The organism is Pseudomonas sp. SWRI92 (assembly GCF_014268685.1).
Classification (GTDB): Bacteria; Pseudomonadota; Gammaproteobacteria; order Pseudomonadales; family Pseudomonadaceae; genus Aquipseudomonas; species Aquipseudomonas marvdashtae.
Map to the genome: position 1 here is coordinate 1 of NZ_JABWQY010000015.1, position 12,686 is coordinate 12,686.

At 61.7% G+C, this 12,686-nt stretch carries 11 protein-coding genes and 1 pseudogene; 8 read left to right on the forward strand and 4 right to left on the reverse strand.

Going from position 1 to position 12,686, the window contains the following annotated elements; all coding sequences use genetic code 11:
- The 5 genes and pseudogenes from HU762_RS26780 to HU762_RS20295 form a co-directional block, all read left to right on the forward strand.
- Positions 1 to 110, forward strand: a pseudogene (locus HU762_RS26780) (IS110 family transposase); the annotation flags it as partial.
- Positions 111 to 254: 144 nt separating this feature from the next.
- Positions 255 to 1,712 (forward strand): NAD-dependent succinate-semialdehyde dehydrogenase, encoded by a 1,458-nt coding sequence (locus HU762_RS20280; RefSeq protein ID WP_186640024.1) that lies wholly within the window; start codon positions 255 to 257, stop codon positions 1,710 to 1,712.
- Positions 1,713 to 1,752: 40 nt separating this feature from the next.
- Positions 1,753 to 2,832: a tartrate dehydrogenase gene (locus HU762_RS20285; RefSeq protein WP_186640026.1), complete on the forward strand. Its 1,080-nt coding sequence runs from the start codon at positions 1,753 to 1,755 to the stop codon at positions 2,830 to 2,832.
- An 82-nt stretch (positions 2,833 to 2,914) separates the two neighbouring features.
- Positions 2,915 to 4,399 carry a helix-turn-helix transcriptional regulator gene (locus HU762_RS20290; protein WP_186640028.1) on the forward strand — a complete coding sequence of 495 codons (1,485 nt, stop codon included), beginning with the start codon at positions 2,915 to 2,917 and terminating at the stop codon, positions 4,397 to 4,399.
- Positions 4,400 to 4,639: 240 nt separating this feature from the next.
- Entirely contained in the window at positions 4,640 to 4,891 is a 252-nt protein-coding gene (locus HU762_RS20295; RefSeq protein WP_186640030.1) for a DUF1652 domain-containing protein, read from the forward strand.
- Between the two features lie 28 nt (positions 4,892 to 4,919).
- On the opposite strand, the gene HU762_RS20300 is transcribed toward HU762_RS20295, so the two are convergent.
- From HU762_RS20300 to HU762_RS20315, 4 genes are all read right to left on the reverse strand, one after another.
- Positions 4,920 to 6,305 (reverse strand): HAMP domain-containing sensor histidine kinase, encoded by a 1,386-nt coding sequence (locus HU762_RS20300; RefSeq protein ID WP_186640032.1) that lies wholly within the window; start codon positions 6,303 to 6,305, stop codon positions 4,920 to 4,922.
- Positions 6,283 to 6,966: a response regulator transcription factor gene (locus HU762_RS20305; RefSeq protein WP_186640034.1), complete on the reverse strand. Its 684-nt coding sequence runs from the start codon at positions 6,964 to 6,966 to the stop codon at positions 6,283 to 6,285. The genes HU762_RS20300 and HU762_RS20305 overlap by 23 nt, the downstream gene beginning before the upstream one ends.
- Before the next feature lie 116 nt (positions 6,967 to 7,082).
- Positions 7,083 to 7,694, reverse strand: a complete 612-nt coding sequence (locus tag HU762_RS20310) for a glutathione S-transferase N-terminal domain-containing protein (RefSeq protein ID WP_186640036.1) — start codon at positions 7,692 to 7,694, stop codon at positions 7,083 to 7,085.
- A 33-nt stretch (positions 7,695 to 7,727) separates the two neighbouring features.
- Positions 7,728 to 8,648 carry a MurR/RpiR family transcriptional regulator gene (locus HU762_RS20315; protein WP_186640038.1) on the reverse strand — a complete coding sequence of 307 codons (921 nt, stop codon included), beginning with the start codon at positions 8,646 to 8,648 and terminating at the stop codon, positions 7,728 to 7,730.
- A gap of 312 nt (positions 8,649 to 8,960) precedes the next feature.
- On the opposite strand from HU762_RS20315, the gene iolC reads away from it, so the two are divergent.
- The 3 genes from iolC (at position 8,961) to iolB (ending at position 12,678) form a co-directional block, all read left to right on the forward strand.
- Positions 8,961 to 10,898, forward strand: a complete 1,938-nt coding sequence (gene iolC, locus HU762_RS20320) for a 5-dehydro-2-deoxygluconokinase (protein WP_186640040.1) — start codon at positions 8,961 to 8,963, stop codon at positions 10,896 to 10,898.
- 80 nt (positions 10,899 to 10,978) lie between these two features.
- Complete coding sequence (gene iolE / locus HU762_RS20325) at positions 10,979 to 11,872, forward strand: myo-inosose-2 dehydratase (protein WP_186640042.1); 894 nt, start codon at positions 10,979 to 10,981, stop codon at positions 11,870 to 11,872.
- On the forward strand, positions 11,869 to 12,678 hold the full coding sequence (gene iolB / locus HU762_RS20330; RefSeq protein WP_186640044.1) for a 5-deoxy-glucuronate isomerase: 810 nt from the start codon (positions 11,869 to 11,871) through the stop codon (positions 12,676 to 12,678). Before iolE ends, iolB begins: the two co-directional genes overlap by 4 nt.
- Positions 12,679 to 12,686 lie beyond the last annotated feature (8 nt).

Below are 12,686 nucleotides of genomic sequence, written 5' to 3' on the forward strand. Positions count from 1 at the left end.
TTAGCAAGCGTGGGGATCGGTATTTGCGAACCTTGTTGATGCAGGGCGCCCAAACCCTGCTTTACCGAATCGATAAACGAAACGATGCGCTCGGCGTCTGGGCTAGAAACCAAAAAAACGCAACCGCAGCCCCTCGGTATAGCCTGCCGTCCCACCCCAAAACTTCAGCATCCAACACCGCCCAACCCCCACTTTCAGCATCCTGCGCCGCAGCGTCTCCCTAGACTGGAACTACCTCGGAACAGGACACGACCATGCTCACACAACACCTGAAAGACCCCAGCCTGCTGGCGGAACTGGCCTATATCGATGGACAGTGGATCGCCGCCGACGATGGCGCCACCCTCGACGTCATCAACCCAGCCACTGGCCAAACGCTTGCCCGCGTCCCCGCGATGCAAGGCAATGAGACCCGGCGCGCCATCGAGGCCGCCGAGCGCGCCTGGCCGGCGTGGCGGGCGCGTCCGGCGGCGGAGCGGGCGGGGCTGTTGGAGCGTTGGTATCAAGCCATGATGGACAACTTCGACGACCTCGCGCTGATCATGACCTATGAGCAGGGCAAACCGCTGAGCGAAGCCAAGGGCGAGATTCGCTATGGCGCCGGGTTCGTCAAATGGTTCGCCGAAGAAGCCCGCCGGATCTATGGCGAAACCATACCGGCCCCCAGCGGCGACCGTCGCCTGCTCACGCTCAAGCAACCGGTGGGTGTCTGCGCCGCCATCACACCGTGGAATTTCCCCAATGCGATGATCACCCGCAAGTGCGCGCCGGCCTTGGCGGCGGGGTGTCCGGTCATCGTCAAGCCTTCGGACCTGACACCCTTGTCGGCGCTGGCATTGGCGGTGCTGGCCGAGCGGGTCGGGATTCCGGCTGGGGTCTTCAACGTCGTGACCGGGCTGCCTGTCGGTATTGGTGAAGAGCTCACCAGCAACCCCACGGTACGGAAGATTTCCTTCACCGGTTCCACGGCGGTCGGCCGATTGCTGATGCGCCAGAGCGCCGAGCACATCAAGCGGCTGAGCCTAGAGCTGGGCGGCAACGCGCCGTTCATTGTGTTCGACGACGCGGACCTGGAGCAGGCCGTGGTCGGTATCATGCAAAGCAAGTTTCGCAACGCCGGCCAGACCTGTGTCTGCGCCAACCGCATCCTGGTGCAGGACGGTATCTACGAACGCTTCGCCGAGCGCCTGGTGCAGGAGGTGCGCAAGCTCAAGGTCGGCAATGGCCTTGAAGCCGATGTCATGATCGGCCCGTTGATCAACCCGGCGGCGGTGAGCAAGGTCGCCCGGCATATCGACGATGCGCTGAGCCAGGGCGCGCGATTGTTGTGTGGCGGCATTCCCCAGGGCGACAGCCAGTTTGTCGAGCCGACGGTGCTGGGCGACGCCCATGCCGGGATGCTGCTGGCCAACGAAGAAACCTTCGGCCCCGTTGCCCCGCTGATGCGCTTTACCACCGAGGAAGAGGCCCTGGCCCTGGCCAATGCCACGCCTTATGGCCTGGGCGCTTATTACTTCACTCAGGACCTGCGCCGTTCATGGCGGTTCGGCGAGGCGCTGGAGTTCGGCATGGTCGGCCTCAACACCGGGATCATTTCCATGGAGGTCGCGCCCTTCGGCGGTATCAAACAGTCGGGCCTGGGCCGCGAAGGCAGCAAGTACGGCCTGGATGAATACCTTGAAGTCAAAGCCTTCCACATCGGTGGGTTGTGATGTGGCCATCGTTTGAACGGACCCTTGGGAGTCATGATTGATGAGCAAACCCTTTCGAATCGCTGCGATTGCCGGTGACGGCATTGGCAGGGAAGTGCTGCCCGAAGGCCTGCGCGTATTGGAGCAGGCCGCGAAGAAGTGGCAGTTGGACTTGAACATTGAAGTGCTCGATTGGGCCCACTGCGATTATTACTTGGAGCACGGGCAGATGATGCCCGCCGACTGGTTCGAGCAACTCAAGGGTTTCGACGCCATCTACTTCGGCGCCGTGGGTTGGCCGGACAAGGTCCCGGACCATATTTCCCTGTGGGGCTCGTTGCTCAAGTTCCGCCGCGATTTCGACCAGTACGTGAATATCCGCCCGGTGCGCCTGTTTCCAGGTGTACCGTGCCCGTTGGCCGGACGAGAGGCGGGGGATATCGATTTCGTGGTGATCCGTGAGAACACCGAGGGTGAATATTCATCGGTCGGCGGCAAGATGTTCGAGGGCACCGAGCATGAGTTCGTGCTGCAGGAATCGGTGTTCACCCGCCGAGGCGTCGACCGGATCCTCAAGTTTGCCTTCGACCTGGCCCAGGCTCGACCACGCAAGCGCCTGACGGCGGCGACCAAGTCCAACGGGATATCCATCAGCATGCCGTACTGGGATGAACGCACCGCGTTGATGGCCGAGCACTACCCCGAGGTGACCTGGGACAAGCAACACATCGACATCCTCTGCGCGCGTTTTGTCTTGCAGCCGGACCGTTTCGACGTGGTGGTTGCCTCGAACCTGTTCGGCGATATCCTCTCCGACCTGGGCCCGGCCTGCGCCGGAACCATCGGTATCGCGCCGTCGGCCAATCTCGACCCGGAGCGCCGCTTTCCATCGCTGTTCGAACCGGTGCACGGCTCGGCGCCAGACATCTACGGGCAGAACATCGCCAACCCGATCGCGATGATCTGGTCCGGCGCGCTGATGCTCGATTTCCTCGGCAATGGCGATGAACGTTATCGCGCGGCCCATGACGGGATTCTCCAGGCTATCGAGCAGGTGATTGCCCAAGGACCTATCACCCCGGACTTGGGCGGGCAAGGCTCGACCCAGGACGTCGGCAAGGCTATCGCTTCGGCGCTTTGAGGGCCTGGCGCACTATCGCCAGCCCATGTGGTCGTAACCTTCAACGCATCCGTGCTTGAACGTTATGACCCATGGAGACCCAATGAATCAGGACGTCCCGAACACCGATACCAATCGCCGCCAATTGCTGCAGATCATCGCCGGGCTGTCTGACGGCGTGATCCTGGTGGAGGTCGACCAGACCATCGCCTGGGCCAACGAAGCCGCCTTGACCATGCACGGCGTCAAGGAGCTTGAAGAGCTGGGTCGCAATGCCAAGGCGTACGCCCAACGCTTCAACCTGCGCTACCGCAACAATCATTCGCTGCCCGAGGAAAACTACCCGATCGCCCGCGTGGCGCGCGGCGATGAATTCACCGACGTGCTGGTGGAAGTCACACCGGTGGCGGATCCGGACCGCACCTGGGTGCACCGCATCCGCAGCATGGTGCTGACCGACCGTAACGACGAACCGGAATACCTGGTGCTTATTCTCAGCGACGCCACCGAGTGGGCCAGCGCTGAACAGCGTTTCGAGAAGACCTTCGGCGCCAACCCGGCGCCGGCGGTGATCTGCCGTCTCAGTGATCTGCGCTACATCAAGGTCAACGCGGGATTCCTGGAAATGACCGGCTACAGTCGCGAGCAGGTGATCGGGCGTTCGGTGTACGAGTTGGATGTGCTCGAGGCGGCCGAGAAGCGCGCCCTGGCCATCGAGCGCCTGGGGCAGGGGGTGACCATTCCGCAGATGCAGGCGGAGATGCGCTTGCCTGACGGCACCAATAAACAGGTGATCGTTGCCGGTCAGCCGCTGGACCTGCACGACGAGGACTGCATGCTGTTTTCCTTCATGGACATGGAACCGCGGCGCAAGGCGGAAACGGCGTTGCGCCAGAGCGAGGAGCGTTTTGCCAAATCGTTTCGCCTGTCCCCGGTGCCGACCTTGATCTGCAGCGGTGAGCAGCAGCTGCTGGAAATCAACGAAGCGTTCCTCCAGACGACGGGTTATAGCAGCGAGGAGCTGCTGGGCAAGACCGTGGATGAAATCGGGTTTCTTGACAAAGGGGCGGGCGCGACACTCTTTGCCCGGCTGGAGAAGACGGCCACGGTGTCCCGCGTCGACGTCAAGGTGCACAAGAAGGGCGGCGAACAGATCGATTGCGAAGTGGCGGCCGACACGGTGCTCATCCAGGACAAACCGTGCTACTTGCTGGTGCTGATGAACATCACCGAACGCAAGCGCTCGGAGCTGGAGCTGGTGGCCGCCATCGAGGAAGTGATGAAGGACGCCTCATGGTTCAGCCGGACCCTGATCGAAAAACTGGCCAATGTAAAAAGCATCAACGCGCAGTCGCCGACGACGTCTTTCACCGAACTGACGGCCCGGGAGCGTGATGTGCTGGGGCTGATTTGCGAGGGACTGGCGGATAAGGAAATTGCCGCGCGTTTGAAGTTGGCCCCCAATACCGTGCGCAATCATGTGGCAACGCTCTATTCGAAACTCGACGTCCACAGCCGCAGCGAGGCGATTGTATGGGCGCGGGAACGCGGCTTGTTCGCCAATGAATGGCGGATGAAGGCACAATGATAGCCAGTGCAAATGCACCTGGCGCGCTGGTGCAAATTCGGGTTTTGCTCGGACTGTAACCTCCTTAGGCTGAAAGGGTGCGGTGTTCCTGTTGATGCCGCGTCCCCCACGAAACAGTCAAGGAATACGCCACGATGTACAGCAAACCCTTCAAAATCGAGCGCGAGAGGACGTCTGGACAAGCCAGGAGGCAAGGGGCATCCACCGCTCTCTTACGACGCCGAAGCTGAGGTGCACGCCATGACCCATCTGGCTCCTCTGCGCGCCCGTCTCGAAACAAACTTTGCCCCACTGTCCTGCGAGTGCAACCTCAACGGCGATGGCACGCTCACCATCCGCCTGTATCACCGGGAAAGCGGCGAGGTTGATCTGGTGGTCAGCGGTATGAGCGTCGACAGCATCCGGTCCGAGGAAGGCTTGGCCAAGCTGATCGATGAACTGCGGTACGAGCTGCACAACACGCCGTTGCATCGCAGCAGCGATCCCGCCTGAAGCTGAACTCACCACAGGTGCCGGGACCCTACAACAACGTCGCCCGGCAATCGAGCACCAGACGCGCGCCTCCCGACTCGCTGCGGTCCACCTCCAGCGTGAACCCGTGCAAGCTGACTATCGCGGCGACGATCGACAGGCCCAGGCCGAATCCGCCGTGCTGGCTGCTGCCCTCGGCGCGATAGAAACGCCGGAACACCGCCTTGCGTTCTGCCTCGGGGATACCGGGGCCGGAGTCGATTACTTCGATGCGCGTGCTGTCGCCCTGATCGACGCCTCGCAGGATCACCTTGCCGCCCGGCGGGGTGAACTTGATCGAGTTGCTCAACAGGTTTGACACCGCTTCGAACAGCAAGGCCCGATCGCCGTTGAGCAAGGGCAGGCTGTCGGGTATTTCCAGGATGAAGACCAGTTCGCCTTCTTCAGCCAGCGGCAGGTAGAAGTCGTGCAATTCCTGCAACAGCGGCAACGGGTCGAGGCGCACGAAGCCAGAGCGGCGCTGTTGATCCTCCAGCTCGGAAATTCGCAGCAAGCCGCGGAATCGCGCCATGAGCGTGTCGGTCTCGGCGATCACCTGGTCCATCTGCAGCGCTTCGGCAGAGCCGTCCGCCGCCTCTTGCTGGATGCGATAAAGCTGGGCGCGCAGGCGTGTCAGCGGTGTCCGCAGGTCGTGGGCGATGTTGTCGCACACGCCTTTTACTTCATTCATCAATCGTTCGATGCGGTCGAGCATGGCATTGACGATGGCGGCCAGCATGTCCAACTCATCGCGACGACTCGACAGCGGCAGGCGATGCTTCAGATCGCCGGCGACGATTGCTTCGGCACTCGCCTGCAAGGCACGAATGCGCCGCAGCGGACGGCGGCGCAGCAGATGCCAGCCGGCAACGCCTGGCAGGATGGTCAGCGACACGCCCCAGAACAAGGCGTGCAGGATGATCCGCGTCACCGCGAACAGCGAGCCGTTGTCCCGTGCCAGTACCAGCCAGCGACCGTCCTGGGTCCGGGTCGCTACCGCATCGCAACTGTCGGACGGCACGCCCGGATCGTCGGAATCGACGCAGCCACCAAGCATGTGGATCTTGCCATCGAGGGGCAGGTCGGCGGGGATGCGCTGGATCGGCCCGCTCAAATGGCGCAGTTGCGGATCGAACAGGCCGTAGGCGTCGACGCCGCGCTCATCCAGGGTCAGGCTGGCCATCAGCGCGTCTTCCAACTGATCGCCGTGGATGCGGGCAAACAGATGCTGGCGCTGCATCAGGGAATGCTTGGCGAGGCTGTCGAGGTAGCCGAATACCTCGTAATACATCACGCCCATCAGGATCGCGCTCCAGAGCACGAACAGCGCGCTGTAGAGCGCCAGCAGGCGGCTGCTAGAGGAGCGCCAGCCCTTAGCGGGGTTCAGCAATGACATAGCCGGAACCTCGTACCGTGCGGATCAGCGGTTCCAGGCCCGGCGGGTCGATCTTCTTGCGCAGGCGACCGATGTGGACATCGATCAGGTTGGTGCCCGGGTCGAAGTGATAACCCCAGACTTCCTCGAAAATCATCATGCGCGAGAGGATCTGGCCGCTGTTGCGCATGAGGAATTCCAGCAGCTTGTACTCGGTGGGCAGCAGGCTCAGCAATTGGCTGTTGCGGCTGGCTTCGCGGCTGATCAGGTTCAGCTCCAGGTCTGCCACCCGCAGCACGGTTTCCGGTTCGCGGGCGCCATTGTTGCGCCGCAGCAGCACTTCGACGCGGGCGGCCATTTCGTCAGTGGCAAACGGCTTGGTCAGGTAATCGTCGCCGCCGGCGCGCAGCCCGCGCACGCGTTCGTCGACATCGGAAAGGGCGCTGATCATCAGGATCGGCGTGGCCACGCCCATGGTCCGCAACGTGGTGACGATCACCAGACCGTCGAGCTCGGGCAGCATGCGGTCCAGGGTGATCAGGTCGTAGTCACCGCTGACGGCCCGTTCCAGGCCTTCGCGGCCATTGTCGACCCAATCGACGTCCAGGCCGTTGCGGGTCAGTTCGGCGACGATCTCACGGGCGGTCACGGCGTCGTCTTCGATGGTCAGGATGCGGTTCATGGGCAGTTCCGGGTGAGGAAATTGGAGCGACTGCGCAGCATTCTGCCAAATAATACCTGTCGGCTTTCTGAAAAAAAGTTCATGGACGCCGACAAGGAGCCCGCCGTATCCATTCGTTATTCCACCGGCGTGCTGACAAACGCTTCCAGCCCTTCGGCATAGGCGGTAAACGCGCTGATCTGCGGGAACGCTTTGCCTTGCACCTGGTCCGCGACCAACAGATTAGTGAAGGTCCAGGCCACCGCAACGGTAATACCGGCCTGATCGAGCGAGCCGTCAGTGGGCAGCGGTTGTTTGGCGAGGGCCTGTTCCAGCGCCTCATAGGCCGCGAGCAGTTGGCCGGATACCCGCTCGACCCATGGCGCATGCTGGATTTCCGTCGGTCGCAGGGTGCGTTCGTAATAGATCTGCACCGACTTCTCGCACGCCGCCAACGCCAGCCCGATCAACTGCAGCGATCGCAACCGTTGCCCTGGCTCGGTCGGCATCAGGCTGTTCCCGGGCCCGGCCAGGGTTTCCAGATAATCGATGATCAAGGTGGAATCCATCAGCACCGAGCCATCGTCAAGCACCAGCGTCGGTGCCTTGACCACCGGATTGATGCTCTGGAAGTGCTGGAAGTGCCTGAACACCGAGACCGATTCATGTTCCAGGGCGATTCCCAGGCGTTTGGCGGAAATGGCGACGCGTCGTACGTAGGGTGAGTCCAGCATGCCGATCAGTTTCATGGTTTTCCCTTCAGCGGTTTGGCAGGTCAGGGGTCAATCCTCGAACCCGACCTGTTCATGGATTTCATCGACCTTGAGTTCCAGCCGGTACGCCACGGCAATGAACAACGCCTGGCACAGGCACAACGTGGCACTCAAGGAACGGAACGCGAACGAGCTGCCTTCATTCACCAACAATACCGCATTGGCCCGCTTGGCCAGGGGCGACAGGTTGCTGTCAGTGATGATCAGTGTCTTGGCCTGGTGATGCTGGGCGATGCGCAGGCAATGCTGGGTTTCCTTGCCGTAGGGCGTAAAGCTGATGGCGATGACCAGGTCGTTGGCCCGCACGCTGCGCATCTGCTCGCGATAACTGCCGCCCAGGCCGGAGACCAAATGGATGCGCTTGTTGGTGTGTTGCAGGTTGTAGACCAGGTAATCGGCTACCGCGAATGAACGGCGTACACCGACGACATAGATGTTATCGGCGTTGACCACCAGGTCGACGGCCTTTTCGAACGCTTCGTCGTCCAGCTCCAGCCCCAGGCGCTCGATGCCCGACAGTGTGGCATTGACGCATTCGCGTGCCAGGTCGCCGGCGCTGGCTTTCTGCGACTTGTTGGCGATCATGCTGCGAATGCGTTGCTGGTAGTTCTGTACCGGCGTGGTCTTGTGGGTATACGCCTCGCGAAACAGCGCCTGCATTTCGCTGAAGCCGCTGAAACCGAAGCGTTGCGAAAACCTGACGATGGCCGACGGGTGTACTTCGCACTCCCGGGCGATGTCGCTGATGCGGTCGACCATGATCCGGTCGCTTTGCTGGCTCATGTAGCTGGCGATGCGTTTGAGCTGGCGCGGCAGGCTTTCGTATTCCTCGGTAATCAGTTGCAACAGCCGCTCGGCGTTGACCGGTGGGCTGGGGAGGGCGGCTTCGGACGCGCTCTCGGACGGCGCCGGCAGATCGGGGCGGGTCATAGGAAATCCTTCTGGCTTGTTCTTATAGGGCACCCCGCAGATCGGGTAGGCCCTCGACAATAGGTTGGCTGGTCGCAGTCTACAGCGTAGGCGCTGGGAAAATCAGCGGCAGACAACGTTGTAACGCCTGCTGAAACGATGCACTGCGTCTGGCTCGCTTGAGCAGTAGCGTATTGGAAAAAATATTCCATGATAAAAATTTATGGAATAAATATTGATTATTGCCGCCCGCTCGTTTTAGTCTGCTTCCAACAAAGCGTTGGCGTCGGTTCCGGCGCCAAGCGCAGGCTGATAAAAATAACAGGAGCCAGCATGGGCCAGACTCGTTTTGCCAGTGGGCGTCAATTGGATGTGATCTGCCTCGGACGCCTGGGCGTCGATCTCTACGCGCAGCAAATCGGCGCGCGCCTGGAAGATGTCAGCAGTTTTGCCAAATACCTCGGCGGCTCGTCTGCCAACATCGCCTTCGGCACGGCCCGCCTGGGACTCAAGTCGGCGATGCTGAGCCGGGTAGGCGATGATCACATGGGGCGTTTTCTGGTCCAGTCCCTGGCGCGTGAAGGTTGCGATGTCAGCGGCATAAAAGTCGATCCTGAACGCCTGACGGCCATGGTCCTTTTGGGGATCAAGGACCGGGAAACCTTCCCCCTGGTGTTCTACCGGGAAAACTGCGCGGACATGGCGCTACGGGCCGAAGACATCGACGAGGCGTTCATCGCGTCCAGCAAGGCGCTGCTGATCACCGGCACGCATTTCTCCACCGAAGGCGTCTACGAGGCGAGTATCCAGGCGCTGGACTTTGCCGAGAAACATCAGGTCAAGCGCGTCCTCGACATCGATTACCGCCCGGTGCTCTGGGGCTTGGCGAGCAAGGCCGATGGGGAAACCCGTTTTGTCGCCGACCGCAAAGTCAGCCAGCACGTCCAAGGCATCCTGCCGCGTTTCGACCTGATCGTCGGCACCGAAGAAGAGTTTTTGATTGCCGGCGGCAGCGAAGACTTGCTGACCGCGCTGCGCACCGTACGCTCGCTGACGGCGGCCACCCTGGTGGTCAAGCTCGGCCCGCAGGGTTGCACGGTGATCCACGGCGAGATTGCGAACCGACTGGAGGACGGCGACATCTATCCCGGCGTGCGGGTCGAGGTGCTGAACGTGCTCGGCGCGGGTGACGCGTTCATGTCGGGCTTCCTCGCCGGTTGGCTGGAGGACGCGAGCGATGAGCGCTGCTGCCAGTTGGCCAATGCCTGTGGTGGTCTGGTGGTGTCGCGCCACGCCTGTGCCCCGGCCATGCCGACCCGGGCCGAACTCGAGTACTTATTCGACAGCCCGGTACCGATCACCCGGCCGGACCAGGACGTCGTGTTGCAACGACTGCATCAGGTCAGCGTACCGCGCAAGATCTGGAAGCAGCTGTTCGTTTTTGCCTTCGACCATCGTTGGCAGTTGGTGGAATTGGCCCAGAAGAGCGGGCGCGACCTCGACAGCATCGGCCAGCTCAAACAACTGTTCATCCAGGCCGTGGAGCGGGTCGAGGCCGACCTGCAACGCCAGGGCATCGATGCCGACGTCGGCCTGTTGGCCGACCAGCGTTTCGGCCAGGACTCGTTGAACGCCGCCACCGGACGTGGCTGGTGGGTGGCGCGTCCGGTGGAGGTCCAAGGTTCGCGGCCACTGGCCTTCGAGCATGGACGGTCCATTGGCAGCAACCTGATCGCCTGGCCGCAGGAACAAATTATCAAGTGCCTGGTGCAATTCCACCCCGATGACGAGCCGCTGCTGCGCCTGGAACAGGAGGCGCAACTGATGGGCTTGTACAAGGCCTCCCAGGTTAGCGGCCATGAATTGCTGCTGGAAGTCATTCCGCCGAAGGATCACCCCTCGGCCCATCCGGACGTGCTCTATCGCGCGCTCAAGCGCCTCTACAACCTGGGGATCTTCCCGGCGTGGTGGAAAATCGAAGCCCAGACCTGCGATGAGTGGAAGCAACTCGACGAACTGATCCAGGCGCGTGACCCGTATTGCCGGGGCGTGGTGCTGCTGGGCCTCAACGCGCCCGCCGCCGCGCTGGCCGAAGGTTTTCGGCAAGCCAGCCAAAGCACCACGTGCCGGGGTTTTGCCGTGGGCCGGACGATTTTCCAAGAACCGAGCCGGGCCTGGTTGGCCGGGGAAATCGATGATGAAACGTTGATTCGGGACGTGCAGGGCAGGTTTGTGGAATTGATCGAGGCCTGGCGCGCTGCGCGGACCTGATGGATGTTGCGTCCGCTCGCCACAATAAGTATTCCAAACGGTTTTCGATATTCAGCTTGAAAACAATAAAAGGTGCAGCCATGCCCGCTATTCGAATTGGCATCAACCCGATTTCCTGGAGCAACGATGACTTGCCGTCCCTGGGTGGCGAGACGCCGTTGAGCACGGCGCTGAGCGAAGGCAAGGAAATCGGCTACGAAGGTTTTGAGCTCAACGGCAAATTCCCCAAGGATGCCAAGGGCGTCGGGGACGTGTTGCGTCCATATGATTTGGCGTTGGTCTCCGGCTGGTACTCCAGCCGCCTCGCGCGACGTTCGGCGGCCGAGGAAATCGACGCGATCGCCAGCCATGCCGAGCTGTTGGCGCAGAACGGCGCGACGGTGCTGGTCTACGGCGAAGTCGCCGATTCCATCCAGGGCCAGCGCATCCCGTTGATCGAACGGCCACGCTTTCATACCGACGAAGCCTGGCAAACCTACGCCGACAAGCTGACCGAACTGGCGCGCTTCACGCTGTCCCAAGGCGTGCGCCTGGCGTATCACCACCACATGGGTGCCTACGTCGAATCACCTTCGGACATCGACAAACTCATGGCCTTGACCGGCAGCGAGGTCGGCCTGTTGTTCGACTCGGGCCATTGCTACATGGGCGGCGGCGAACCGTTGCAAGTGCTGCGCAAACACATCGAGCGCATCTGCCATGTGCACTTCAAGGACGTGCGCAAACCTGTTGTGCAACTGGCGCGCAACAACCTCTGGAGTTTCCCTGACTGCATCATCAATGGCACGTTCACGGTGCCGGGGGATGGCGATATCGATTTCGCCGCCTTGCTGGACGTGCTGCTGGCTGCCGATTATCAGGGGTGGCTGGTGGTGGAAGCCGAGCAGGACCCCGCGGTGGCGCCGAGTTATATCTACGCCAAGAAGGGCTACGACACGCTGCGTGCCCTGTTGCAAGAGAGGATCCCGGCATGAGCCTTTTGATCAAGAGCAATCCTGGCGGCCGAACCATGGTCGAACTGCCGCGCGACGCGCTGGAATACGTCGGTTTCGGCGCTTACCGCCTGAGCCTTGGCGAAACCCTTCCGGTGGCTGCCGGGGACAAGGAGTTGTGCGTGGTACTGCTCAGCGGCCGTATCCATCTCAAGGGCGAAGCGCCGGGACAGGGCGCCTTCGACTGGGACAACCTCGGCGATCGCCAGTCAGTGTTCGAGGATAAATCCCCTTACGCCGCGTACCTGCCGCCCGGCAGCCAGGCCCAGGTCACCGCGTTGAGCGACGTGCAGGTGGCGGTGTGCGCAGCGCCGGGTGCTGCCTCGAATGAATACGGGCCACGGCTGATCCGTCCCGAGAGCATGAAGCGCAGTGTGCGCGGCAAGGGCGCCAATACCCGCTACGTCTGCGACATCCTGCCCGACAGCGAACCGGCCCATTCGCTGCTGGTGGTGGAAGTGCGCACGCCGTCAGGTCATTCGTCCAGCTACCCGCCGCACAAGCACGACACCGATGACTTGCCGCATCAAAGCTTTCTTGAAGAGACCTATTACCACCAGGTCAACCCGTCCCAGGGCTTCGTGTTCCAGCGGGTCTATACCGACGACCGCAGCATCGACCAGGCCATGGCCGTGGAAAACAGCGATCTGGTGGTCGTACCCAAGGGTTATCACCCGGTCAGCGTGCCTTACGGGTACGAGTCTTACTACCTGAACGTCATGGCCGGTCCGAAGCGGGTCTGGCAGTTCCATAACGATCCGCAGCACAGCTGGCTGCTCGACCTCTGACCCACAGA